The sequence below is a fragment of the Peptoniphilus obesi ph1 genome (assembly GCF_000311865.1).
GTDB classification, from domain to species: Bacteria; Bacillota; Clostridia; order Tissierellales; family Peptoniphilaceae; genus Peptoniphilus_E; species Peptoniphilus_E obesi.
On record NZ_HE978582.1, the window covers coordinates 147,145 to 171,165 of the forward strand.

Here is a 24,021-nt window from a genome sequence, read left to right on the forward strand (position 1 = left end):
TTATTTAGTCTTTCTTCTTCTAACTATATACATGTTAGATTTTTTGTTCTTAGCTCTAGTCTTAAGTCCAAGTGTTGGTTTACCCCAAGGAGTTACTGGTGAAGGTCTACCTATAGGAGTTCTACCTTCCCCACCACCATGAGGGTGATCTACTGGGTTCATTGCTGAACCTCTTACGTGAGGTCTTTTTCCTAGATATCTTGATTTACCAGCTTTACCTAAAACTACTAATTCATGAGTAAGGTTTCCAACTTGACCAACTGTAGCTCTACATTCTAGTAAAACTAGTCTAAACTCTCCTGATGGTAAACGAAGTTGTGCATATTTTCCTTCTTTAGCCATTAGTTGAGCTGATGAACCAGCTGATCTTGCAATTTGTCCACCTTTTCCAGGTAACATTTCTATGTTATGAACTGTTGTACCAATAGGTATATCTGCTAATCTTAGAGCATTACCTACTTTGATATCAGCTTCTTGTCCTGATTCTACTGTGTCTCCTACTTTTAATCCATTTGGAGCAAGTATATATCTTTTTTCACCATCAGCATAATTAAGTAGTGCTATATAACTTGTTCTATATGGATCGTATTCAATAGCTGCAACTTTTGCAGGTATATTGTCTTTGTCTCTTTTAAAGTCAATAATTCTATATTTTCTTTTAACTCCGCCACCTTTATGTCTTGAAGTTATTCTACCGTAAGAGTTTCTTCCGGCATTTGATTTTAAGCTTACAGTAAGGCTTTTTTCTGGAGCTTTTTTTGTTATTTCTTCAAATGTAGAGACAGTCATCTGTCTTAATGCAGGAGAAGTTGGTTTAAATCCTCTAATTGCCATCTTTTTCCTCCTTATTATTCCATACCTTCGAAGAATTCAATATCTTTTGAATCTTCTTTTAATTTTACAATAGCTTTCTTCCAAGCAGGACGTCTTCCTTGACTTACGCCTTGTCTTTTTAACTTTCCATACATATTCATAGTGTTCACTGATTCAACATCTACACCAAAAATTTCTTCTATCGCTTTTTTAATTTCAGGTTTTGTAGCGTTTTTATCAACTTCAAATGTGTATTTCTTTTCTTCTGTGATGTCCATACTCTTTTCAGTTATAATAGGTCTTTTTATGATGTCAAATTTATTCATTAATTGAACACCTCCTCAATAACTTTCAAAGCATCTTTAGTTACTACAAATGAGTTGTATTTTAAAATGTCATATACGTTGATGTTTTGAGCCATTGTTGTTTTTACATTTTCCATATTTCTTGAAGCTCTTTTAATGTTTTCATCATTATCAGCTATAACAACTAAAGCTTTTCTATTAGCATTTACATTATCTAAAACTTTTTTGAAATTCTTTGTTTTTGCTTCTTCAAGTTTGAAATCATCTAATACGATTATTTCATTTTCTTGAGCTTTTGATGTTAAAACACTCTTAAGAGCAAGTCTTCTAACTTTTTTAGGTGTTGTATAGGAATAGTCTCTTGGTTTCTTAGCAAACACTACTCCGCCACCTCTCCATTGAGGAGATCTTATACTACCTTGTCTTGCACGGCCAGTTCCCTTTTGTCTCCAAGGTTTTCTTCCACCGCCACGTACCTCTGCACGTGTTTTTGCACTGTGTGTACCTTGTCTTTTATTAGCTAAGATATTTTTTACAACAAGATAAACAGCATGTTCATTTATTTCAATATCAAATATCTCTTTGTTTAATTCAATTTCTTCTACAGATTTACCATCCATATTTAAAACAGAAATGTTAGGCATAAAAACACCCTCCTTTCACTACTTTTCTATTTAACAGTATTTTTAATGATAACAGTACCTTTCTTAGGTCCAGGAATTGCACCCTTGATCAGAATTAGGTTTTTATCTAAGTCAACTCTTATTATTTCAAGATTTTGTACTGTAACTCTTTCATTTCCCATTTTGCCGGCCATTCTATGTCCCTTCCAAACTCTTCCAGGATAAGTTGCCGCACTCATACCACCTGGCATTCTATGGAATTTTGAACCGTGAGTTTCTCTACCACGACCGAAGTTGTGTCTTCTGATAACACCTTGAGTTCCTTTACCTTTAGAATTTCCAGTAACATCAACGAATTGTCCTTGTTCGAATATATCTACTTTTAATTCATCGCCAATGTTATATTCATCAGTGTTGTCAGTTCTAAATTCTCTGATATTTTTCTTGTATTCAACACCTGCTTTGTCGAAGTGTCCTTTTATTGGTTTATTAACTCTTCTTTCTTTAACATAACCTGTAGCTACTTGTATTGCGTTATATCCATCTACTTCCTCTGTCTTTTTTTGAATTACTACATTAGGTTCAGCTTCAATAACTGTTACAGGAGTAACAACACCTTGTTCGTCAAAGATTTGAGTCATACCAATCTTTTTACCAATTAATAGTTTCAATATTTACCTCCTAATTTTTACAGCGGATTGCTGCGCAATCTTATAAAGAACAATTATTATAGCTTAATTTCTATATCAACGCCTGCTGGCAAGTTGAGTTTCATAAGTGAATCTACTGTCTTTTGATTTGGATTTACAATATCAATAAGACGTTTGTGTGTTCTTTGTTCGAATTGTTCTCTAGAATCCTTATATTTATGAACTGCTCTAAGTATTGTTATGATTTCCTTTTCTGTTGGTAGTGGTATAGGTCCTGAAACAACCGCACCTGTTTGCTTTGCAGCTTCCACTATTCTTGAAGCAGAATTATCTAATAGTTCATAATCATAAGCTTTAAGTTTAATTCTTATTTTTTGTTTGCCATTATTTGACATACTTTCCCTCCTATTCGCATAAATAACATATTTGCGAGTTTAGGTTACTGATAAACGCACCCTGGTGTATCTTGAGTGCCATTTAAAAAGAAAAATAACCTCGCCCTGGTCAAGCCGGGACTTCTCATCCATAATTACCTTGCCTTCCTTTTTCTCTCAAAAGACAAGCAACTTATAGAATCATCGCAACTAATCTATTTCAAACGCTTTAATATTATATAAAAGACTTGAGCATTTGTAAAGGCTATTTGACAAATTTCTTTAAGTTTTTTATTTTTATTTTTTATATTTTTTATTTAATTAAATTCTACTCCTTTTTATCTATTATATATAGGAAGAAAATATTTTATTTAATTTTTTATAATTCCTAACTTTTATTATCCTATATATTTTTAATTTATTCTTTTATCTTCTATTATATTAATATATTAAGTTTTTAAATACATTATTAATATGCTTAATTTTACAAATAAAAAAAGATGGTGGCCCCATCTCTTTTTACTGTATCATATTAATTATATATAGGAAGGTGTAGTTTATTTTATAATTTCTTTTATATAGTTTTTATTTTTTGATTCTAGCTCTAGATCCATTACCTTGTTTATAGTTCCTGCTATGTTTAAGATACTTTCTTTTTCTAATATAGTATCTTCTTTAAAGTTAGGACCTACACAGATAGCAATTGCATCGTAATTATTTTTATCTGGTAAATATCCGTGGTTACCATGATTTTTAGTATTATTTTTAGAAATTAAATTTTCTCCAAGTTGAGAATCAAATATATATCCTTCTTTTGCTTCTAACCATAGAACTGCATCTTTTGATGCTCCAAGTTTTTCTATTTCATCTTTATATATTATTTTTTCTACTTCTTCTATATTTAGCTCTTTTAATTTATTTATTATTTTTTCTAAAGTTTCCTTATCATCTTTATCTTTTAAGTAGAGAGCTGCAGATCCACCATTGGTTAAGAAGAAAGCTTTGTAGTCTTTTGTTGAACCATCTTCATTTGCTTCTAAAAGATCCATATCTTCTAATATTTTATTAATTTTTATAGATTTAAATACATCTATTTGAGAGTGATCTGATATAAACACTACATTTATATCATCTAAATTATTTTCTTTTGAAATTTCTTGGAAGAATCTTTCAAGTCTTGCATCTAAATCTTTTATAGCGTAGTCAACTGCTAGGTGTTTTGAGCCATAGACGTGTTTTTTACTATCTATATTTATTAAATGTAGAAATAATAAATCTGGATTGTATTTATTAAAAGTGTAGGCTGCAGATCTTGCTAAAAATTCATCATAGCCTGGTTGCTGATCAGGGTCTACTTCGCCAAAGTTTTGGAATAATTCTCTTATATAATTTGAGTCTGATTGACTTGATACATATTCTGCAAATTCCATGCCATAAGTATTTCCAATTTCTGGAAAATTATAATCTATGTCTGCATTTACTGTTACTGGCCATGAAAATGAAGCAATTTTTAATCCTTTTCTTTTAGCTGCAGTAAATATACTATCAACTTTTACATATTTATAATCCCAAAACCAATCCATAGCGAGTTTTTCTGGTTGCAATAAAAGATTGTTATCAACTCCATGGTCTATTGGTCTAACTCCAGTAATCATACTTGTATGAATTGGGTATGTTACTGTTGGATAAATTGTTTTTAAATTTTTTATCCAAGATCCTTTTTTTATCATCTTACTTAAAAATGGCATTTTGGAATAAGTTTCTTCGTCAATATTTCCTAATGCATCTAGTGAAATTACTATTAATTTATTCATATATCTCCTTATTTTATTCCTGTGTATACAAAGGCATCTATTATTCTTTTTTGTGCTAGTAAAAATATAAGTATTATCGGAACAACTAGTATCATATTTCCTGCCATAAGTACATTCCAAGATATTCCATCCATTGTTGATTTAAGCATCGAAACCCCAAGTGGTAAAGTCCTAACTGTATCTTTGGTTGTCATTACTAAAGGCCAAAAATAGTCATTCCAGTTTGAAATAAATGAAAATAGAATAAAAGTTACAAGTGTTGATTTGGCTTGTGGTAGCATTATTTTATATAAAATTGTTACATCACTAGCATTGTCAAGTTTTGCTGCTTCTATTAGTTCGTCTGGTATCTGCATAAATCTTTGTCTTAGAAGAAATATTCCAAAGGCTGATGATGCAAATGGTAGTATCAACGATAAATAAGTATTTATTAAACTCATTTTTGACATCATTAAAAATAATGGTAGGAAGATTAGTTGGGCAGGAATCATCATTGTTAGCATTACTATAAAGAATAAAAAGTTTTTTCCTTTAAATTCATATCTTGCAAAGGCATAGGCCGCAGGTATTATTGTTAAACACTGCAAAACAATGATCGATACTGTTACTATAACGGAGTTTAATAAATATCTTAAAAATGGACCAGATTGCCATGCTTTTATATAATTTTCTGGATGCCATTCTTTTGGTATTATAGTTGGTGGAAATAATAATGTTTCGCCAAGGCTTTTAAATGATGTTAAAAACATCCACGCAAAAGGTCCTATAAAAATCAAACATACTATTATTATCATCATATAATTTAAAACTTTTTTTATATTTGCATAAACATTAGCATAGTCTCTTTTTTCTTTTCTTAAATCTATATTAATATCCATTTTTCACCTACCTGTAATAAACTCGCTTAGACATAAATTTAAAGTAAAGTAATGTACATATTGAAATTATAAGTAGTAAAATAACTCCTGCTGCTGAAGCATATCCTATCTTAAAAAATCTAAATCCATATTCATATATATAGTAGACAATTGTGTTTGTAGAATTTGCTGGACCACCATTTGTCATTATTGCTATAGTTTCAAATACTTTAAAACACGATATAAAACTTGTTATTACTACAAAAAATATTGTAGGAGATAACATTGGTAGTGTAATTTTTGAAAAAGTTCTAAATCCTGATGAATTATCAAGCTCAGCTGCCTCATATAAATCTTTTGGTATAGACCTTAGTCCTGCTATAAAAATTAGGGTATAGTAGCCTATTGATTTCCAAACAGATACTATTACAAGAGAATATAAGGCTAGACTCGAATCTGTTAACCATCCAAGAGGTTCAAATCCAAAGCTTTTTAAAATTACATTTAAAAGACCATAATCAGCATCCATTATCCACATCCATAGCATAGATATAGATACTAATGAAATAATATGTGGTGAAAATATAGCCGATTGAGCAAATGAGTATATCTTTCCATCCTTTCCAAGCCAAAGGGCTGTAAGAAGAGCTATTGAAAGAGTAAAAAACATTGTCAAGCCTGTGTATATCGATGTGTTAACAAGAACTTGTCTAAAGTTTGCATCATTTATCAAATTTATGAAGTTATCTAAAAATACAAAATCCATATCTGGTGTTACAAAATTCCAGTCAAAAAAACTTAAATATATAATATAAAAAATTGGACATACAAAAAATATTGTGAGTATTAAAACTGCTGGTGCGACAAAGGCATAAGCTAGTTTTTTCATGAAACCACCCTTTCAAAACTAGGCATATCATCAAGCGTTTCTATATCAGCATCAATAGCTTGTTTATCTTTTCCAAAATATTTAAGTTTTTCTTTTTCAATAACAAGATATGCCTGATCTTTTACTATGCTTGTTTTGTCAAAATTTTTAATTTCTAAGTTTCCAATTTTTGTATTCATATTATAGATAATCTCTGATCCTAAAATTTCAACATTATCTATTGTCGCTTCTATAACTAAACTAGAAAAAGTTTTTGGTTTTGTTTTATGAATTTCTGCATCTTCTGGCCTAAATCCAATATATTTTATTCTAGAATCCATTTCTAATACAGAATCTTTTATATCTTTTGCATTAAATACATTCATCGGTGGATTTCCAATAAATTGAGCAACAAACATATTCTTAGGATTGTTATAGAGACTTGATGGACTGTCCACTTGCATTATTTTCCCATTATTTAAGACAACTATTTCATCTCCCATGCTCATAGCTTCTACTTGATCATGGGTAACATAGATAAATGTTGTTTTTAATCTTTTGTGTAGTTTTATTAATTCATTTCTCATTTGAACTCTTAATTTAGCATCAAGGTTTGATAATGGCTCATCTAATATAAAAACTTTAGGCTTTTTTACCATCGCCCTTGCAAGAGCCACCCTTTGTCTTTGACCACCTGATAATTCTTGTGGAAGTGAATTCATATAGCCTTGTAATGAAACTATTTCTGTTATTTCATTAATTAATTTTTCTCTTTCATTTTTCTCTATCTTATTATTTATAAGGCCAAATTCTATATTTTCTTTGACTGTCATAGTTGGATAAAGGGCATAATTTTGAAATACCATAGCGACGCCTCTTTTAGCTGGCCTCACATTTGATACATCCTCTCCATCTATAAAAATTCTTCCACCACTCTGACTTTCAAGCCCTGCTATCATCCTTAAGGTTGTAGATTTACCACAACCTGAAGGACCAACAAGGACACAAAAATCTCCATCATTTATCTTTAAATTTATATTATCTACTGCTTTTCTATCGCCTGGGAAATTTTTTGTCACATTTTCTAAAATAACCTCTGCCATTTTTCCTCCTTATTTTTTAAGAATGCTTTTTGCTTGTTTTGCTACCTTATCCATGCATTCTTGAGGAGTTCCTTCTCCATCAACAATTAATTTGGTCATTTCGTCCATCATATATTTTGTTAACTCTGTATATCCCTCTACCATTGGTCTTGGTCTGCCGTATTGAAGTTGGTCAACTGCTACCATAAATTGTGGAGTCTTTGCATAAAGATCTTTTAGAGTATCTGTTTCAAGAGCTGAATATCTTGAAGGTAGATATCCTGTATAAGCACTAGCATATGCAGTTTGCTCAGTAGTTGTCATCCATTTAATAAATTCCCAAGCAGCTTCTTGTTTTTCTTTTGATAAGCCAGCTGTCATAACAAGGTTACATCCACCAGTTGGAACCGCATTTACTACATCTTTTGGTATAAAAGAAACATCTAATTTAAATCCTTGTTCTTCTGCAACTCCTAAGTTATAGCTTAAATCTGCTGTTGATGTAAAAAACATTGCAGACTTTTGATTAGCAAAGTCTTGTTTTAAAGTATCACCTGCTTGTTCTCCAATATTTAACTTCATTAAATCTTCATCATATAATTCTTTCCAAAAAGCAGTTGCCCTTACTCCTGCTTCTTTATTAAAAGCTGGTGTTATTCCATCTTCTTCAAACATAGATCCACCTGCACATCCAACAAAGGCTTCATAAATCCAATCATTCATTGTCATAGATAGTCCATATTGGTCATCTTTTCTTAAAGCTTGTAAATATTCTTTAAATTCTTTCCAATCTCTTGGACCAGCAGGATCAAGACCAGCAGCTTCTAACATATCAACATTTTTATATAAAATTGGTGTTGATCTTAAATATGGAAGACCATAAAGTTTTCCATCAACATAAGCATTTCCCATCAAGCCTTCATTAAAATCATCTAACTTTAAATCATCTGTAACAAAAGGAGTCAAATCCTCAGTCATTCCTCCTCTAGCAAATACACCCATAGAAGCTATCTCATTTTCTGTAACTTCAGGAGCATTACCTGCAACAAAAGCTGCTTGTGTCTTTGCATGAAGTTCATCATAAGTTCCTTGATATTCTGCTTCAACAACTATTCTATCTTGGGATTCGTTAAACATTTTAACTAGATTTTCATTATTTCGCCGATTTTATCCTTCCAAGCATACCAAAACTTAATATGTATCTTTCCATCATCTGCAACGGCACTTTCTTCTTTCTTATCAGTATTAGTATTTGCTCCAGCAACTCCAGAATCACCCTTACAAGCTACTAAACTTAAAACTAAGCATAAACTTAAAAATAACCTTAAAAACTTTTTCATAATTCCTCCTAATAAATATATTTTTATTTCCTTTTGAAATACTATCTAAACTTTTTATATAAACAGTTAAGTATATTAAAAGAATAAGTAAATTTATGTAAGAAATTATAAAAATTTTTTATAATTAAGTTATAAATATTTTAAAATGAAAACGATAAACTAGAAATTTTATTGTGCGGAGCATTTGCTCATAAGCCATCCTTTATCCAATTATCAGATAAAAAAGATTTGTAAAATCTAATTTTATAAATAAAAAAGCGATCCTAAGATCGCTAATAATTTATTTCATTTTAGAAACTTTTAAATAAAATGGAATTGCCATGACCTGACTAATTATAGATAAGACTATCATAATTGGGATAGAGTGAGAATATAAAATTCCTAAGAGCCAAGATCCTAAGAACCAAAATATTCCAAACGAGCATTCAAATATTCCATAACCACTTGCCCTGTTTTTCTTTGGCACCATGGATGTTACTGCGGCTTTCAATATTGATTCTTGTGCACCCATACCAATTCCCCAAAGGATTAATCCAAGAAGAATTGCCCACTCCCTGGTAAATCCAAAAATAAAAAGTGAAAATGGGGCTGAAATTAATGTTGAGATTGCAAGAACCTTTACCCCCTTCTTATCATAAAAATGTCCAAAGATTAAGGCTGCTATAGCATCAACTAACATTGCTCCTGCATATAAAAGTGGTAGGCTTTCTTCACTTATAAATTTCATAGCTTGATAAGAGCCAGAGGGTCCAGTGAAATTTTTAGAAATATGCATAATTATTAAAGCATAGTCCATAAAGCCAAAAGCAAAAAGTGAAATTCCAACAATGTAATATATAAATGATTTTTTCATTACAAAAGTTTCTTCTTTTTTAGGCTCTGGTTCAAAGGCTTCTGGGTTTGGAAATTTTCTCTTAGTAAGAAATAAAAGTAAGATTGTAATAAAGCCTGGAATCGCCAAGAAAGCAAAGCAAGTCCTATAAATTTCAAAAGTAGATCCTTCTGTTTTAAATAGCATCACAAGATAAAGAAAAACTGGTCCTAAAAAGGCTCCAATTTGATCTAGCATTTCTTGGATTCCAAATGATTTTCCCACTCCTTCTTGGCTCGCAGCAAAGGACATTATGGTATCTTTTGCAGGCTTTTTTATCGCCTTTCCCATTCTTTGTACTACCAATAAAATAGAAGCGGCAATCCAACCCTTACCACCAACTAAGGCAAGAGCTGGCACTGCTAAAATATCTAATATGTATCCAAAAATTACCATAGGCCAATATTTTTTAGTCCTATCAGTTATTTTCCCAAAAACATATCTCATGGAATATCCGATCAGTTCCCCAAGTCCAGATATAAAACCAATTGTACCAGCAGATGCACCGAGTAAAGCAAGATAGGCTCCTCTTATGCTTGATGCTCCTTCGTGAGTCATGTCTGAAAATAGGCTGACGATGCCAAATAAAATTATAAAAGTCATGGCACTAGAAATTCTTTTTTTCTTCAACTTTATTCACTCCCAAAGTTTAGGCTTTTTTCATTATATCACTTATTTCAATGATATAAATTTTTATGAAATAAGTTTATCTGCTTATGAATATAAAAAATCGACATAAGGGATTAAACCTTATGCCGATTAATTTTAAATAGATTTTATAAAAGATTTCTAATAATTTATCCTATTTATTTCTCCAAACATCTGATGCTTCATGAATTCCTAACTTGTCTGGATCAAAAACAGGTTTTATATTTAATTTCTCTTGTTCTTCATAATCTTTAAAAATCTTCACTGCTTGATTTCCTATAAAAATTAAGGTAAATACATTTATCCATGCCATCAAACCGTGTGCCATATCACCCATTGTCCAAACAGTATCAACATCATTAAGACATCCTAAAAATATAGATATAACAAAAACTATTTTTAATATAAGAATAGGTTTTTCCCTATCTCCAACTAAGAAGATAAGATCACTTTCTGCGTATAAATAATAGGCTAGTAATGCAACTGATGAAAAACATAAAACTGAAATTGCAATAAATGCTTCTCCAATACCTGGCAAACATGAATTAATCGCATCTATTACATAAGCATTACCATATTCTACTCCAGGTAAATTTTCTACTACAAAATTACCTAGCTTATCTACTGTATTGTAAGAATCTGTAATTATCATCATAAGAGCTGATGTTGTACATATGAAGAATGTTCCCATAAATACACTAAGTCCACCTATCATACCTTGAGTAACTGGGTGATCAACATCTGCTGATGCAGAAGTTATTGCTGAAGATCCAACTCCAACTTCGTTTGCAAAAACTCCCCTCTTGATACCCCAAATTACAGCTTGACCAACCATAGCTCCAAATACCGCATCTTTTCCAAAGGCAGATTTAATAATTAAAGCAAGTGTAGCAGGAAGTTTTGTTATATTAAAAAATATTACTATCAAAGACATACTAAAATAAGCAATTGCCATAAATGGTGAAACTCTTTGTGCAACATTTCCTATTCTTCTTAGTCCACCAATAATAATTAGACCAAATACTATTGAAAATATCAATCCAACAATTACTACATTAAAATTAAAGGCAAGATTTATACCCTTGACTATATTGTAGGTTTGCACTCCTGGCATAAGAAGTGTTACTGCGAATACACCAACTACTGCATAAAATTTAGCAAAGACATTGCCAACTTTTTTATTTTTAAATCCTTTTTCCATATAGTAAGCAGGTCCACCTCTGTACTCTCCCCTTACTTCTTTTTTATAGGCTTGAGACATTATTCCTTCAATCATAGCAATTGGGGAACCAACAAGAGCTAAAATCCATAACCAAAATATTGCACCAGGTCCTCCAAAATGAATACCTGTCGCCATACCGGCTATATTTCCAACTCCTACTGTCCTAGCTGCTGTAAATATAAATGATTGTAATTGGTTTAGACCTTTCTCAGTATCTCCACCCTTGGATGAAGATTTTACTAGAAGTTTAAATCTTCTAAATTGTGGAAATTTCATTTTGAATGAATAATACAAACCTGTCAATAAAACCATTAAAACAAGGCCCATGCCCCACACATGATTATTTAAAGTATTTAATATTTCAGACATAATATCACATCCATTTACATAATTTCTTTTAGATCTTCATCTGAATATAGAGGGAATTTACTTATTAATTCTTTTGCTTCTTTACTTAATTTTGATAATTCTTCTTTGTTCTTTGTATTTTCTGCAACTCTATTCATTATAGAAGCTATTTGTTTAATTTCTTTTTCTCTAAGTCCTCTTTGAGTTGTTGATGTAAGTCCAATTCTTACCCCACTTGTAACGGCTGGTCCCAATGGATCAAATGGTATTTGATTTTTATTAACTGTAATACCTACATAATCTAAAGCATCATCAAAATCTTTACCAGTAATATTTTTATTTCTTACATCGACTAAAACTATATGAGTATCAGTTCCACCTGATACAATTCTGAAACCATAGTTTTCAAGTTCACTAGCTAAGGTTTTAGCATTTATAGGAATTTGTCTCATTATGCTTCTAAATTTTTCTCCTTGAGCATATTTAAAAAGCCAACACTTAGCAGCCATAGTTGTTAAATGCATAGATCCAAGTGATCCTGGAAATACTCCATGATCCAAAGCATCGGCAAACTCTTTCTTACACATTACAAATCCAGCTCTTGGTCCACCCAATGTTTTTGTTGTTGATGATGTTACAAAATCTGCATAAGGTACTGGTGATGGAATTACTTCTGCTGCAACAAGACCTGAGAAGTGAGCCATATCAACCATAAAATATGCTCCTACTTTATCTGCAATTTTTCTAATTCTTTCAAAATCTATAAGTCTTGGATATGCAGAACCACCAGCTATTATTAATTTTGGTTTAAATTCTTCAGCCTTTTTTTCTAAACCATCGTAATCTATTTGTTCTGTCTCTTTATCTATTGAGTAGTGGTCAAAGTTAAAAAATCTACTCATAAAATTTGCCTTTGATCCATGAGAAAGATGGCCACCTTGGTCTAATCTCATTGACAAAACTCTGTCGTCTTTTTTTAAAACTGTTGCATAAACAGCATAGTTTGCTGTACTTCCTGAATATGGTTGAATGTTTATATGATCACAACCATATAATTCTTTTCCTCTCTCGTTTGCTAAAATTTCTAATTCATCAGCTACATGGGATCCTGCCTGAAATCTTTTGCCAGGATATCCTTCTAAAGTTTTATTTGTAAAAATACAGCCTGATAATTCCATAATTTCAACAGGTACAGTACTCTCTGATGCAATCATCTCAATGTTTGATTCTTGTCTTTTCAATTCTTTTTCTACTATTTCATATAATTTTGGATCAGATACCTTTGTCTTGTTTAACATTTAAATCCTCCCTTAAAAATAAAACTTATGAAATCCTATAAAATAATAAATTTTATAAAACATAATTTGCAAATATTATTTATAAAATTGAGAAATTGTTAAAATCATATTTATGAATTTATTATTAATAGCTAACTCTAATATTATAAGAAATATTCATTGGCATAAAGAGTATTGCTGATACTGGTATATTTAATTAAAGTTTTTTGATATGTAGTAAAATTTTTATACTTTATAAGAATTCCTTTACTATAAATTAACTGCTAATATTAATATACACTCATACTTATAAATTCAATCAAAAAACTAAACCTTAGTTTTTTATAAAAATTTCCAATAAAAAAGAAGCTCTAAGAGCTTCTTTTATTCATACTAAATCATAAAATCCAACTTGTCTTAAGGCTTCAAAAAGAACTATATTTGCTGAATTTGCAAGATTTAAAGATCTTTTTAATTCTTTTATCATTGGTATTCTTATGCAATTTTCACTATTTTTATCTAAGATACTTTCTGGTATTCCTCTTGTTTCCGGTCCAAACATTATAAAATCGCCATCTTTAAATTTTACATCTGTGTAAATGTTTGATGTTTTTGTTGTTGAATAATATATTGTTTTGTCCTTATTTTTATCTATAAAGTCTTTATAGTTTTCATAAACTTCCATCTCAAGAAGGGGCCAATAGTCAAGGCCTGCTCTTTTTAAATGTTTGTCGTCAATCGAAAAGCCAAGTGGCTTAATTAGGTGTAATTTTGAATGAGTCAAAACGCAAGTTCTTGCAATAGCTCCTGTATTGTGGGGAATTTCTGGCTCATATAAAACTATATTTAGCATATTTAATCTCCTATTATTTATTTAAAATAAATTAAAATCATTAAAGCAAAATTTATTTCGCCCTAATGATTTTTTATCTTATAAGCTTAATTTGTAAATTTCTAAAACATCTTTTTCGTCTAGTTCAATAAAACCTTTAATTGGCCCACCATGGTTTTCTATACAAGCTTTTGCTAAACCAGCAATGTCTTCTTCCTTAAATCCAACTTCTGATAAAGTTTTTGGAATTCCTAAACTTGCAAAGAATTCTGATAATTTATCTATTCCTTCTTTTGCCATTTCAAATTTATCTTCTTTTTCTTCTACTCCAAGAACATTTTTAGCAAATTCAGAGATTTTATCTACTGTTTTTTCGCTCAAGCAATATTTTAACCAGTTTGGAGTTAAAATTGCTAGTCCATAACCATGAGTTAGGTCATTGAAGGCTGATAGTTCGTGTTCCATTGCATGCACTGACCATTCAGTTTTCTTTCCTGCATCAATTAATCCATTTATTGCCCAAGTTCCTGACCACATAAGATTTGCTCTTGCTTCGTAATTTTCTGGATCTTCATAGGCAATTTTTCCATATTTCATACAAGTTTTTAATAATCCTTCTGCCATCCTGTCGCCTAAATAAACTCCGTCATTTAATGAAAAATAGTTTTCCATAGTATGACTCATGATGTCTGCTGTTCCTGCTGCTGTGTGTTTTTTAGGAACTGAATAAGTATATTCTGGATTTAAAATAGAGAATTTTGGTAGGGTGAAATGTGCTGCCCAACCTAATTTTTGTTTTGTAGCTTGATTTGTTATTACTGATCCCCTATCCATTTCTGAACCTGTTGCAGAAAGTGTTAGGATTGTTCCAAGTGGCAAACCTTTTTTAGGTTTAACTTTTCCTGTTACTATGTCCCAAGAGCTAGAATCTTCATAAATTCCTGCACAAATTAATTTAGAGCAGTCAATAGTTGATCCACCGCCAACTGCTAAAACGAAGTTTAAATCATTTTCTCTAGCAATTTTTATTCCTTCGTCTGCTGATTCATATCTAGGATTTGGATCTATGCCTGATAATTCTTTAAAGAAAATATTATTGTCTTCTAGAATTTTAACCACTTGGTCATAAAGTCCAATTCTTTTAATGGAACCTCCACCGTAGCATAATAAAACCCTATCTCCATATTTAAGTATTTCTTTTGCTAAGTTTTTTAATTGATCTTTACCGAATAAAATCTTTGTTCCAACTTCAAAAATAAAATCTTCCATCTTATAGCCCCCTTCTTTTATAAAGCAAGATTTGGATTTGCATATGTGTTTTTGTCATATTTTCCAGATTTATATAAGTAATAACCTGCAGATCCAATCATAGCTGCATTATCTGTGCATAGTTTTAAATCTGGATAATATATTTTTACCCCTTCTTTTCTTGCTCTTTCTTCGAGTCTTTTTCTTAGTCCTGAATTTGCTGAAACTCCTCCAGCAAGAACTAACTTGTCTAAATTTTCTTCTTTTAATAACCTAAATGATTTCTCTTCTAAAACATCTATAACTGCATCTTGAAAAGACCTAGCGACATCTTCTACAATAACTTCTCCCCCAACTTGTTCTTGGTGGTGGAGATAATTTATTACTGCTGTTTTCAAGCCTGAAAATGAAAAATCATAAGAATCTTCTTCTAACATAACTCTAGGAAATTCAATACTTGCTTTTCCTTTTGCTGCTAATTTATCAATAATTGGTCCTCCAGGATAGGCAAGTCCCATTGATCTTGCAACCTTGTCAAAGGCTTCTCCACAAGCGTCATCTCTTGTTCTTCCTATAAGATCAAAATCTACATAATCATTTACTTTGACAAGATAGGTGTGACCTCCCGATACAATTAAAGATATAAAAGGTGCTTCTAATTCTTTATGACTTATATAATTTGCACAAACGTGTCCATATATATGGTTTACGCCAATAAATGGTTTGTTTATGCAATAAGCAAATGCTTTTGCTGCTGATAAACCTATTAATAAAGCACCAACAAGTCCTGGTCCTCTTGTCGCAACAACCAAATCTATATCTGATTTTTTTACACCTGCTTCTTTAAAAGCCTGGTCTAAAACAATATTTATGGCTTCAACGTGTTTTCTAGATGCTATTTCTGGAACAACTCCCCCAAATTTTTGGTGGGTTTGTATTTGAGATGAAATTATATTTGATAAAACTTCTCTTCCCCCATCCAAAATAGCAACTGATGTTTCATCGCAAGATGATTCAACTGCCAATACCTTCATTTAATCTTCCTCCACATTATTAATGCATCTTCTCCGATTTTATAGTAGTCTTTTCTTTTTCCTTCAATGACAAAATCATATTTTTCGTATAACTTTATTGCTCCAATATTTTTTTCGCTAACTTCTAGGCTAGTAGCAAGATTTTCTTCTAGCATTTTATCTATCAATAAAGAAGCGTAGGCTTTTCTCCTAGCGAGTTTAGAAACTCCAATCCTATCAAGACTTATCTCATCAATTATATGAGAATAAGCTATATAGGCTAATGCTTTTTTATCGTCTTTAATAAGAAAAACTTTGCTATTTTCATCTTTGAGCACGGCTTCTATATTAGATTTGGTCCAAGCCTTTTCAAAACATTCTTTTTCTAAATCACATAGAGAATCTAAGTCTTTTAAGTCCGCCTTTTTTATATTAATCATTTTTTCTTTTCTAATTCTCTTTCTGCTTGAGATTTTGTTATATAGTTTGGCAAAACATTTAATAATTCATCCGGTCCATTTTTTTCATATTCTATCTCAGCAAGCCTTGCTATGTTTGATCCCTTTATTTCGTGGTTGGGTTGAAGACTTACATCACATGATTCAGCAAAAAATTCTTTAAACTTTTCACAATCTCTTCCAAGCAATAAGATTTCTTTCCCCTTAACTTGTTCTCTAATCTCTTCAAGCTGGTCAACCGAATCTTCTTTTATAGTTTCAAGTCCATTATTATTTTTATAAATTCCGTAGTAGCCCCTGTTTCTTCTCGCATCAAGGATTGGAAGAAGAATTCTATCTCCCCTATAATTTAAAGAAAGAGATTTTAAGGAAGAAACTCCCTTGATTTCTTTGTCTAAAGTTTGGGCAAAAACTCTTGCGACTGTAACTGCAATTCTTGATCCTGTAAATGATCCAGGACCAATGCCAACTCCTATAAGGTCAATATCTTCTATATTGTATTTTAGTTTTTTAAAAATTTCTGAAACCATAGCAACTAATTCTTCAGAACTATTTACTGATTCACTTATTTCAAAACTGGCAAGTTCTTTTCCATCTTTAACTAGTCCCACAGCACTTCTCATGCTTGATGTATCAAGTCCTAATGTTAGCATTAAATTTCCTCCAAAATTTCAGCTGGTCTATCTCCAAATGCCACAAGCTCTATTTCTCTTTTATCATCGTCTATCTTTTTTATATTTAACTCAAGATATTGGTCTGGTAAAAATTCTTTTATCCTGTCTGCCCACTCTATTATGCAAACTCCGTCCGAGTAAAAATATTCATCAAAACCAAGATATTCTACATCATCAACATTTTCCAATCTGTAAGTATCGAAATGATATAAGTTTAGGTCTGAATAATATTCATTAATTATATTAAAGGTTGGAGATGTTATATAATCATCAATTCCCATCCCCTTACCAATACTTTTTGTAAGAGTGGTCTTTCCTGCACCAAGATCTCCGTTTAGACAAATTACATCCGATCCTTTTAATTTAGATCCAAGAGCTAGACCAAATTTTTCAGTTTCTTTTGTATTATTACAAACTATTGTTTTACTATTTTTCATAAATTCTTGGTTTATTTCCTTTTCTAATATTATTTATTTTATTATAGCATAAGTGATTAAAGTCAAATTCTCAGAAAATCTTAATTATTTTAGTAAATTTTTAATTTCATTTTCAGAATAGACTTTTATAGAGTTTTCCATGAGCAGCTTGCTAGTTATACCTGGCGATTTTATCAATTTATTTGAAAAACTTCCATCGTATATATAAGAACTTCCGCAAGATGGAGATTTTTCTTTTAAAAGGGCAAGCTTTATATTTTCTCTTTTACAAATTTCTAATGCTTTTTCTGCTCCCTTGATAAAATAATCGCTGAGATCTCTTCCATCTTTTGAAAAAACCTTGCCATCTTTTATTTCTGAAGGAGTCCTTGGAGTTGGAAGTCCAGAACTTTCTTCTGGGCAGAAAGAAACAACTTGGTATTTATTTTTAATTTCTTCTATTTCTTCTATATAATTATTCTTTCCATTGTATTTGCAATTAATTCCTAAAAGACATGCACTAACTAAAATTTTTTCCATAAGACAGCTCCTAAGCTAGATTTTTCTTTATATAAATTATATATCTATTTATATCTTTTTATAGGCTTTTCTTTATTTTAATAATTATCAAATCATGATAAACTATAATATAGTTTATAAGCTTAATTAATTTTTTAGAAGGGATATCATGAGAAATAGTAAGTATAATAAAAAAAATCATTACGAAAAGGCTGACCCAGAAAGCCTTAGACACAAACGGTCTGTAAAAAGACGCAGAGCACAAAGAAGAAAAAAATACAGACGTAGAAGAATAATCGCCTTAGCTGTTCTTCTATTAATCATTTTTGGAATCATTAAATTAATTTCTTCGATCTTTAATAAGCCAAAAGATATTTCCCTAGATGGATCTCTTCCTGCTTGGTATGCTGGTCTTATTTACCAAGAAAAATATCATGACTACTATAGAAGTCCTAAAAAATATGTAAATGAAAGTGAAAAACTGCTTTCAGTTTATGATAGGGCTAGTGAACTAGTTAAGGAATTAGTTCCTGGATCAAATCATATAACAACAGCTTCATCCTATGCTTATGATGCTGGACTTATAAGAAAATATATAAGAGGAGAAGCAACTTATGAAGATCCTCAAAAACTTGTTTTCTTAACCTTTGATGATGGACCAAACACTAGTATCACTCCTCAAGTTCTTGATGTTTTAAAAGAAAATGATGCTTATGCAACTTTCTTTGTAGTTGGTAAAAATCTATCAGAAAAAACCAAGCCAGTTTTAAAAAGAACTTTGATGAATGGTAACTCAATAGCAACTCACTCCTTTACTCATGAGTATACAGACCTATATCCTGGAAGAGTTGCTGATCCAGCAAAAATTATCGAAGAATATAAGTTAACTCAAAATAGGTTAGAAAACCTTCTTGGAGAAGACTTCAAGTCTAATGTTTGGAGATATCCTGGTGGACACATGTCCTGGGAAAATACTGGAGAATCGGATGATCTTTTAAAAGAAAATGGAGTTGAGTGGATAGATTGGAACTGCCTAACAGGAGATGCAGAACCTAGTGGCAGGGGACCAAAATCAGAAGCTGAATTTGTGAAATATCTTGATAAAACTCTTAACAAAAATATCCATACTAATGTTGCAGTCGTTTTAATGCATGATGAACAAACAAAAACTCATACAGTGAACACTTTGCAAGGAGTTATAGATTATTTTAAAGAAAGAGATTATAAATTCTGTGTATTGAAATAGTGCTAAAAAATTAAGAGCTAAGTTAATTAAGACTTAGCTCTTTTTTATTTGTCTATTTTCTTTTAATAAATATTATTTTTCTCTTACTCTTTTTCCAGAAATATGGTCTATATCTAAAACAAACATAGATACTGCATTTATCCCTTCTTTAATCTCTTCATCAGCTTCTTTCTCATTAGGATAATATTTCATAGCAAATTTTTTTATATTTTTTAATATTATATCCCGATCTTCTATTATTTTAGTTTTTCCAAAAATCACAACGCTTGAAACACAATAAGACCAAGCATCTTCAGATAAAATCTCATTTCCATAAGTTACAAAACAAGCTTTATTATCATTATTTATACAGTCAATCTTATATCCTTTTTTACCACAGTGAAAATATAGCCTATTTTCATCTTCATTATAGTAATAGTTAATTGGGATTGAATATGGATAATTATTTTCTCCGTTAAAAGAAATTACACCTCTTTTATTTTCAGAAAGTAATTTATAGCAATCCTTGCTTTCTATCTCATTCTTTATTTTCCTTACTTTTCTAAACATAAAACCACCTTAAATACAAATTCAAAAAATATATTAATTATATTATCATATTTAAATTTATATAAATATTTCTAAATATAAAAAAGCCCATACTGAGATGGGCTTTATAAATAAAGTTTTATTTATTGTCTTCTGCTATTATTTTTTCTATTCTTTGGTTTAGTATGTCAAGTAATTTTTCATTTTCGATTGATCCTGCTATCGGATCTCCAACAACTTCGCCTTTTCTATTTACTAAAATTGTTGTAGGGAAAACTGATGATTGTAAAAGAGGTTTCCAAGCTTCGCTTGATTGATCAAAGTAGATATTTCTATATTCTACTTTTTGTTTTTCTAAAATTCCCTTTGCTTCTTTAAGTGAGTCTTCATCGCCATTTATCATATCTGCGTTTACTCCGATGATTTCTCCGCCTCTTTCTTTTAGAGACTTATTTAATTCATTTAGTTTTGGCATCTCTTCTATGCATGGTAGGCAGCCATTGTTCCAAAAGTTTAATATTGTAACTGCATTATTTTTAAACATGCTAGAATCTAAATCTTTTCCATCAAAATCTTTTGCAGTAAATTCAGGAAATTTTTCTTTTTTATTTGAATCTTCTTTTGCATCAAGGCTTGCTTCATTTGTTTCTTTTATCCCTTTAGCTTTTTCTGCTATTTTTTCTTCTAAAACTTTGATTTCTTCAAGGTCTTTTTCTACAAGCCCTATTTCTTTTTCACTTAAATCTTTTTTAGCTTGTTCAAATGCATTGCTTAAAAACTTGTAGTAGTCAGCTTCTTCTGCATTTGACTTATCTGCATAGGCAAAAACTTTGTCCCAAGCATCTTTGTTTTTTGCAATTATTTCGCCTTCTTGATCTATTAAGGCATTTATTTCTTGGCTTATTTCTTCATTTGATTTTTCATAAGGTATTACTTCGTTGTTATTGTTGTTGCTAGCACAAGCTGTCAATCCAAAAACTAAAAGTAAAAGTATAAAAATTTTTCCTATTCTGTTTTTCATATTTGCTCCTTTATTATTTCTTTTTCTTTTTTCTTAACTAAATCACAATTATAGCACAAAGCATCTACCGGACAGGAATCTATACACATTCCACACCTAATACACTCTGGACTATTTTGATCTTCTCTTACATCAATATCCATCTTACAAGCTTTTTTGCACTTGCCGCAAGATATGCACTTGTCCCTATCAAAATTTAAATTTACTAGGGCTATTTTATTAAATAATCCATAAATTGCTCCAAGAGGACAAATCCACTTGCAAAATGGTCTGAAGGTAAAGATGCTTAATAAAATTGTAACTAATAAAATCATAAACTTTAGCTTGAACAATTTTCCAAGTCCTGCTCTTATAGAAGGATTTAAAATTGATAGAGGAATTGCACCTTCTAAAACGCCTTGTGGACATATATATTTGCAAAAATATGGATTGCCCATGCCTAAACTGTTGGTTATAAGTAGCGGTAAAGCTATTACCATTACCAATAAGATTATGTATTTTAAATAAGTTAAAATTTTTAGCCTTGCAGTTGAAAATTTTTTGCTAGGTATCTTGTAAAGAAGCTCTTGAAATAATCCAAAAGGACACATAAATCCACAAATAAATCTTGCTAATGTAACTGAAAAGAATATTAAAATCCCAACAACATAATAGCTAAATTTAAATTTGGAAGATCCTAAAACTGATTGCAAGGCTCCTATTGGGCAAGATCCTGCAGCTCCAGGACAAGAATAACAATTTAAGCCTGGTAGGCAGGCCACCTTGGTCTTGCCAGTATAAATTTGACCAGTTAAAAAGTTTTTTAAATGCAGGTTAGACAAAATACTTGCCAGGCCTTGAAGTAAAACTCTTTTAGCTGTTAAAAATTTAGTAAATTTCATATCAACCAATCCCCACACATTCTAGACAAATTCTTATGGCCTTTGATAAAACTACATAGGCTTCCTTCCTATATACACCAAAAGAAATCATAAATATTGATAAGAGAATTAGTGATACTTGCATCTTTCTTTTATTAAACATCTCCTTCACCCCTCTTTACAAATTAAGTATACAATATCTCATATAAAGTTTTTGTTAAGAAATAATATTAACATAAACTTTATTTCTATTTTGTTATAATGTTTTTAAGAAAGTAAAAGAGGTGATTTTATGCGTCTTTTAATAGTTGAAGATGAAAAAACGATTTGCCAAAACATAGCAAAATCTTTAATAAAAGAAGGTTATGAGGTTGATACTTCAAATGATGGCGAAGATGCCTGCTATTTAATTGAAGTTGAAAAATATGATTTAATTGTTTTGGATTTAAATCTTCCAGGAATGGATGGAATGGATATTTTAAAAAAACTAAGATCTTTTGATAATACAACAAAAGTTTTAATTTTATCTGCCAGAAGTCAAATTCAAGACAAGGTTGATGGACTTGATGCAGGAGCAAATGATTTTTTACAAAAACCCTTCCACCTAGAAGAATTAAAAGCAAGAATAAGAAGTTTAACTAGAAGAAACTTTATACAAAATGATACAAGACTTGTCTGCGGACAAATGAGCTTTGATACAAAATCTAGAAAAGCTTTTGCAAAAGATGAAGCTTTAAATCTAACGAGAAAAGAAACAGGAATTTTTGAATACCTACTTTTAAACCAAGATAGGCCTATCAGCCAAGAAGAATTAATAGAGCACGTTTGGGATTCTAGCGTTGATCTTATGAGCAATTCTATCAGAGTTCACATATCTTCTCTTAGAAAAAAATTAAGACAAGCACTCGGCTACGACCCAATCAAAAATAAAATTGGCGTGGGATATCAGATAGGAGCTAGTGAAAAATGAAAAAAATATCTCTGCAATGGCGAATAACAATAATGACAAGTCTTTTAATTGCCATATCTTGCATAAGCATAAATCTTTTAATGTTTAGGTCTGGCTCTAATTATATGGATTCTTTAGAGTTTTATATAAATGATTATTCTCAAAATTCAGAAAATGGATTTTATATCAACATTCCCGATGACAAAATGGATTTATTTTTAGATAAGTTTTCTGACCAAATTTATAAAAATAAACTTAGCTTAAATAAAAAAGGTTGGATGTTAACTGGACTTGTCAGCCTTTTAAGTGGAATCCTTGCCTACTATGTCAGTGGAAAATCTCTTGAACCTTTAAAAGAATTATCAGAAAATATAGAACAAATTCAAATAAAAAATTTATCAGATTCAAAAATAGAAGAAGTAAATATAAAAGAGTTTGAAAGATTAGTATCTTCTTTTAATGATATGTTAGAAAGGCTTTCTGCCTCTTTTAAAAATCAAAGGGAATTTACGGCAAATGCGGCCCATGAATTAAAGACTCCTCTTGCAATTATTCAAAGTCAAATTGACTTATATGAAGAGGATAATAGTTCATTAGACTCTGAGTCCAAAGAATTTTTATCTATGTTGAAATCTCAGATTTCTAAGTTAAATACGATTATCACAAGCCTTTTAGACCTAAGCGAGCTAGAATCCATAAAAAGGCAAAATAAAATTGAATTATCTTCCTTGATTGATGAAATAATTGATGACCTTTATCCTCTGCTTGATAAAAATAAAATAAAAATATCTAATAATATATGTAAGGATTTATATATTTTAGGATCTGACACTTTAATTTACAGATTATTTTATAATCTAATTGAAAATGCAATAAAATATAACAAGGAAAATGGAAAAATAGAAATTTGGTCTGAGATTGAAAATTCTTTTATCAATATTTTTGTAAAAGATGATGGAATAGGCATGGACCAAGAAGATCTAAAAAATATTTTCAACCCATTTTATAGGTCAAACAATAAAAAGTCTCTAGTAGATGGAAGTGGTCTTGGGCTTGCACTTGTAGATGGGATTGCTAAAGTTCACAAGGCTGAAATTTCTGTTTCTAGTGAAATTAATTTTGGCTCTACTTTTAAAATAAAATTTAATAAACTGGATAAATAAAA

The 24,021-nt window shown here is 30.6% G+C and carries 28 protein-coding genes; 3 read left to right on the top strand and 25 right to left on the bottom strand.

Annotated elements, in window-relative coordinates; all coding sequences use genetic code 11:
* From rplB to HGPB_RS06755, 21 genes are all read right to left on the bottom strand, one after another.
* Positions 1-834 (bottom strand): 50S ribosomal protein L2, encoded by an 834-nt coding sequence (gene rplB, locus HGPB_RS06660; RefSeq protein WP_019132918.1) that lies wholly within the window; start codon positions 832-834, stop codon positions 1-3.
* 14 nt (positions 835-848) lie between these two features.
* Positions 849-1,139 (bottom strand): 50S ribosomal protein L23, encoded by a 291-nt coding sequence (gene rplW / locus HGPB_RS06665; protein ID WP_019132919.1) that lies wholly within the window; start codon positions 1,137-1,139, stop codon positions 849-851.
* Positions 1,139-1,762: a 50S ribosomal protein L4 gene (rplD, locus tag HGPB_RS06670; RefSeq protein WP_019132920.1), complete on the bottom strand. Its 624-nt coding sequence runs from the start codon at positions 1,760-1,762 to the stop codon at positions 1,139-1,141. The genes rplW and rplD overlap by 1 nt, the downstream gene beginning before the upstream one ends.
* A 26-nt stretch (positions 1,763-1,788) precedes the next feature.
* On the bottom strand, positions 1,789-2,412 hold the full coding sequence (gene rplC, locus HGPB_RS06675; RefSeq protein ID WP_019132921.1) for a 50S ribosomal protein L3: 624 nt from the start codon (positions 2,410-2,412) through the stop codon (positions 1,789-1,791).
* Between the two features lie 56 nt (positions 2,413-2,468).
* The gene (rpsJ, locus tag HGPB_RS06680) at positions 2,469-2,786 is read right to left on the bottom strand and encodes a 30S ribosomal protein S10 (RefSeq protein WP_019132922.1); all 318 of its coding nucleotides are present in this window, start codon (positions 2,784-2,786) and stop codon (positions 2,469-2,471) included.
* Positions 2,787-3,322: 536 nt separating this feature from the next.
* Positions 3,323-4,579 (bottom strand): alkaline phosphatase family protein, encoded by a 1,257-nt coding sequence (locus HGPB_RS06685; protein WP_019132923.1) that lies wholly within the window; start codon positions 4,577-4,579, stop codon positions 3,323-3,325.
* Positions 4,580-4,587: 8 nt separating this feature from the next.
* Positions 4,588-5,457: a carbohydrate ABC transporter permease gene (locus tag HGPB_RS06690; RefSeq protein ID WP_019132924.1), complete on the bottom strand. Its 870-nt coding sequence runs from the start codon at positions 5,455-5,457 to the stop codon at positions 4,588-4,590.
* A gap of 7 nt (positions 5,458-5,464) precedes the next feature.
* On the bottom strand, positions 5,465-6,325 hold the full coding sequence (locus tag HGPB_RS06695; RefSeq protein WP_019132925.1) for a carbohydrate ABC transporter permease: 861 nt from the start codon (positions 6,323-6,325) through the stop codon (positions 5,465-5,467).
* Positions 6,322-7,407 carry an ABC transporter ATP-binding protein gene (locus HGPB_RS06700; protein WP_019132926.1) on the bottom strand — a complete coding sequence of 362 codons (1,086 nt, stop codon included), beginning with the start codon at positions 7,405-7,407 and terminating at the stop codon, positions 6,322-6,324. The genes HGPB_RS06695 and HGPB_RS06700 overlap by 4 nt, the downstream gene beginning before the upstream one ends.
* Before the next feature lie 9 nt (positions 7,408-7,416).
* A complete protein-coding gene (locus HGPB_RS06705; RefSeq protein ID WP_019132927.1) occupies positions 7,417-8,523 on the bottom strand; it encodes an ABC transporter substrate-binding protein in 1,107 nt (368 codons plus the stop codon).
* Positions 8,524-8,528: 5 nt separating this feature from the next.
* Positions 8,529-8,726 carry a hypothetical protein gene (locus HGPB_RS08900; protein WP_019132928.1) on the bottom strand — a complete coding sequence of 66 codons (198 nt, stop codon included), beginning with the start codon at positions 8,724-8,726 and terminating at the stop codon, positions 8,529-8,531.
* 280 nt (positions 8,727-9,006) lie between these two features.
* Positions 9,007-10,227, bottom strand: coding sequence for an MFS transporter (locus tag HGPB_RS06710; protein WP_019132929.1), 1,221 nt, complete (start codon positions 10,225-10,227; stop codon positions 9,007-9,009).
* Positions 10,228-10,399: 172 nt separating this feature from the next.
* Entirely contained in the window at positions 10,400-11,836 is a 1,437-nt protein-coding gene (locus tag HGPB_RS06715) for an alanine/glycine:cation symporter family protein (protein ID WP_019132930.1), read from the bottom strand.
* 14 nt (positions 11,837-11,850) lie between these two features.
* Positions 11,851-13,113 carry a serine hydroxymethyltransferase gene (locus tag HGPB_RS06720; protein ID WP_019132931.1) on the bottom strand — a complete coding sequence of 421 codons (1,263 nt, stop codon included), beginning with the start codon at positions 13,111-13,113 and terminating at the stop codon, positions 11,851-11,853.
* A gap of 367 nt (positions 13,114-13,480) precedes the next feature.
* Positions 13,481-13,945 (bottom strand): tRNA (uridine(34)/cytosine(34)/5-carboxymethylaminomethyluridine(34)-2'-O)-methyltransferase TrmL, encoded by a 465-nt coding sequence (trmL, locus tag HGPB_RS06725; RefSeq protein WP_019132932.1) that lies wholly within the window; start codon positions 13,943-13,945, stop codon positions 13,481-13,483.
* Between the two features lie 78 nt (positions 13,946-14,023).
* Positions 14,024-15,193: an iron-containing alcohol dehydrogenase gene (locus tag HGPB_RS06730; RefSeq protein WP_019132933.1), complete on the bottom strand. Its 1,170-nt coding sequence runs from the start codon at positions 15,191-15,193 to the stop codon at positions 14,024-14,026.
* Positions 15,194-15,210: 17 nt separating this feature from the next.
* Positions 15,211-16,206, bottom strand: a complete 996-nt coding sequence (tsaD, locus tag HGPB_RS06735) for a tRNA (adenosine(37)-N6)-threonylcarbamoyltransferase complex transferase subunit TsaD (RefSeq protein ID WP_019132934.1) — start codon at positions 16,204-16,206, stop codon at positions 15,211-15,213.
* Positions 16,203-16,625 (bottom strand): GNAT family N-acetyltransferase, encoded by a 423-nt coding sequence (locus tag HGPB_RS06740; protein ID WP_019132935.1) that lies wholly within the window; start codon positions 16,623-16,625, stop codon positions 16,203-16,205. Before HGPB_RS06740 ends, tsaD begins: the two co-directional genes overlap by 4 nt.
* Positions 16,622-17,296: a tRNA (adenosine(37)-N6)-threonylcarbamoyltransferase complex dimerization subunit type 1 TsaB gene (gene tsaB, locus HGPB_RS06745; protein ID WP_019132936.1), complete on the bottom strand. Its 675-nt coding sequence runs from the start codon at positions 17,294-17,296 to the stop codon at positions 16,622-16,624. Before tsaB ends, HGPB_RS06740 begins: the two co-directional genes overlap by 4 nt.
* On the bottom strand, positions 17,296-17,754 hold the full coding sequence (gene tsaE, locus HGPB_RS06750; RefSeq protein WP_019132937.1) for a tRNA (adenosine(37)-N6)-threonylcarbamoyltransferase complex ATPase subunit type 1 TsaE: 459 nt from the start codon (positions 17,752-17,754) through the stop codon (positions 17,296-17,298). The genes tsaB and tsaE overlap by 1 nt, the downstream gene beginning before the upstream one ends.
* An 84-nt stretch (positions 17,755-17,838) precedes the next feature.
* A complete protein-coding gene (locus HGPB_RS06755; RefSeq protein WP_019132938.1) occupies positions 17,839-18,273 on the bottom strand; it encodes a 2-thiouracil desulfurase family protein in 435 nt (144 codons plus the stop codon).
* 148 nt (positions 18,274-18,421) lie between these two features.
* On the opposite strand from HGPB_RS06755, the gene HGPB_RS06760 reads away from it, so the two are divergent.
* Positions 18,422-19,498, top strand: a complete 1,077-nt coding sequence (locus HGPB_RS06760) for a polysaccharide deacetylase family protein (protein ID WP_019132939.1) — start codon at positions 18,422-18,424, stop codon at positions 19,496-19,498.
* Between the two features lie 72 nt (positions 19,499-19,570).
* Here HGPB_RS06760 and HGPB_RS06765 read toward each other — a convergent pair whose 3' ends face one another.
* The 4 genes from HGPB_RS06765 to HGPB_RS06780 form a co-directional block, all read right to left on the bottom strand.
* Positions 19,571-20,047 carry a pyridoxamine 5'-phosphate oxidase family protein gene (locus HGPB_RS06765; protein WP_019132940.1) on the bottom strand — a complete coding sequence of 159 codons (477 nt, stop codon included), beginning with the start codon at positions 20,045-20,047 and terminating at the stop codon, positions 19,571-19,573.
* Positions 20,048-20,165: 118 nt separating this feature from the next.
* Positions 20,166-21,047, bottom strand: a complete 882-nt coding sequence (locus HGPB_RS06770) for a TlpA family protein disulfide reductase (RefSeq protein WP_019132941.1) — start codon at positions 21,045-21,047, stop codon at positions 20,166-20,168.
* Positions 21,044-21,928, bottom strand: a complete 885-nt coding sequence (locus tag HGPB_RS06775) for a 4Fe-4S binding protein (protein WP_019132942.1) — start codon at positions 21,926-21,928, stop codon at positions 21,044-21,046. Before HGPB_RS06775 ends, HGPB_RS06770 begins: the two co-directional genes overlap by 4 nt.
* Before the next feature lies 1 nt (position 21,929).
* On the bottom strand, positions 21,930-22,070 hold the full coding sequence (locus HGPB_RS06780; protein ID WP_019132943.1) for a CD1871A family CXXC motif-containing protein: 141 nt from the start codon (positions 22,068-22,070) through the stop codon (positions 21,930-21,932).
* Positions 22,071-22,199: 129 nt separating this feature from the next.
* On the opposite strand from HGPB_RS06780, the gene HGPB_RS06785 reads away from it, so the two are divergent.
* Entirely contained in the window at positions 22,200-22,877 is a 678-nt protein-coding gene (locus tag HGPB_RS06785; RefSeq protein ID WP_019132944.1) for a response regulator transcription factor, read from the top strand.
* Positions 22,874-24,019, top strand: a complete 1,146-nt coding sequence (locus tag HGPB_RS06790) for a sensor histidine kinase (RefSeq protein WP_019132945.1) — start codon at positions 22,874-22,876, stop codon at positions 24,017-24,019. The genes HGPB_RS06785 and HGPB_RS06790 overlap by 4 nt, the downstream gene beginning before the upstream one ends.
* Positions 24,020-24,021: the final 2 nt, after the last annotated feature.

Bases quoted from the DNA above. Each gene is read 5' to 3' on its own strand.
- HGPB_RS06720 (WP_019132931.1), bottom strand. From the start codon at position 13,113: ATGTTAAACAAGACAAAGGTATCTGATCCAAAATTATATGAAATAGTA.
- HGPB_RS06740 (WP_019132935.1), bottom strand. From the start codon at position 16,625: ATGATTAATATAAAAAAGGCGGACTTAAAAGACTTAGATTCTCTATGT.
- tsaB (WP_019132936.1), bottom strand. From the start codon at position 17,296: ATGCTAACATTAGGACTTGATACATCAAGCATGAGAAGTGCTGTGGGA.
- rplW (WP_019132919.1), bottom strand. From the start codon at position 1,139: ATGAATAAATTTGACATCATAAAAAGACCTATTATAACTGAAAAGAGT.
- HGPB_RS06775 (WP_019132942.1), bottom strand. From the start codon at position 21,928: ATGAAATTTACTAAATTTTTAACAGCTAAAAGAGTTTTACTTCAAGGC.
- rplD (WP_019132920.1), bottom strand. From the start codon at position 1,762: ATGCCTAACATTTCTGTTTTAAATATGGATGGTAAATCTGTAGAAGAA.
- tsaE (WP_019132937.1), bottom strand. From the start codon at position 17,754: ATGAAAAATAGTAAAACAATAGTTTGTAATAATACAAAAGAAACTGAA.
- HGPB_RS06785 (WP_019132944.1), top strand. From the start codon at position 22,200: ATGCGTCTTTTAATAGTTGAAGATGAAAAAACGATTTGCCAAAACATA.
- rplB (WP_019132918.1), bottom strand. From the start codon at position 834: ATGGCAATTAGAGGATTTAAACCAACTTCTCCTGCATTAAGACAGATG.
- rpsJ (WP_019132922.1), bottom strand. From the start codon at position 2,786: ATGTCAAATAATGGCAAACAAAAAATAAGAATTAAACTTAAAGCTTAT.
- tsaD (WP_019132934.1), bottom strand. From the start codon at position 16,206: ATGAAGGTATTGGCAGTTGAATCATCTTGCGATGAAACATCAGTTGCT.
- HGPB_RS06715 (WP_019132930.1), bottom strand. From the start codon at position 11,836: ATGTCTGAAATATTAAATACTTTAAATAATCATGTGTGGGGCATGGGC.
- HGPB_RS06700 (WP_019132926.1), bottom strand. From the start codon at position 7,407: ATGGCAGAGGTTATTTTAGAAAATGTGACAAAAAATTTCCCAGGCGAT.
- HGPB_RS08900 (WP_019132928.1), bottom strand. From the start codon at position 8,726: ATGAAAAAGTTTTTAAGGTTATTTTTAAGTTTATGCTTAGTTTTAAGT.
- HGPB_RS06780 (WP_019132943.1), bottom strand. From the start codon at position 22,070: ATGTTTAATAAAAGAAAGATGCAAGTATCACTAATTCTCTTATCAATA.
- HGPB_RS06765 (WP_019132940.1), bottom strand. From the start codon at position 20,047: ATGTTTAGAAAAGTAAGGAAAATAAAGAATGAGATAGAAAGCAAGGAT.
- HGPB_RS06755 (WP_019132938.1), bottom strand. From the start codon at position 18,273: ATGGAAAAAATTTTAGTTAGTGCATGTCTTTTAGGAATTAATTGCAAA.
- HGPB_RS06790 (WP_019132945.1), top strand. From the start codon at position 22,874: ATGAAAAAAATATCTCTGCAATGGCGAATAACAATAATGACAAGTCTT.
- HGPB_RS06760 (WP_019132939.1), top strand. From the start codon at position 18,422: ATGAGAAATAGTAAGTATAATAAAAAAAATCATTACGAAAAGGCTGAC.
- HGPB_RS06695 (WP_019132925.1), bottom strand. From the start codon at position 6,325: ATGAAAAAACTAGCTTATGCCTTTGTCGCACCAGCAGTTTTAATACTC.
- trmL (WP_019132932.1), bottom strand. From the start codon at position 13,945: ATGCTAAATATAGTTTTATATGAGCCAGAAATTCCCCACAATACAGGA.
- HGPB_RS06770 (WP_019132941.1), bottom strand. From the start codon at position 21,047: ATGAAAAACAGAATAGGAAAAATTTTTATACTTTTACTTTTAGTTTTT.
- HGPB_RS06730 (WP_019132933.1), bottom strand. From the start codon at position 15,193: ATGGAAGATTTTATTTTTGAAGTTGGAACAAAGATTTTATTCGGTAAA.
- HGPB_RS06685 (WP_019132923.1), bottom strand. From the start codon at position 4,579: ATGAATAAATTAATAGTAATTTCACTAGATGCATTAGGAAATATTGAC.
- HGPB_RS06705 (WP_019132927.1), bottom strand. From the start codon at position 8,523: ATGTTTAACGAATCCCAAGATAGAATAGTTGTTGAAGCAGAATATCAA.
- HGPB_RS06690 (WP_019132924.1), bottom strand. From the start codon at position 5,457: ATGGATATTAATATAGATTTAAGAAAAGAAAAAAGAGACTATGCTAAT.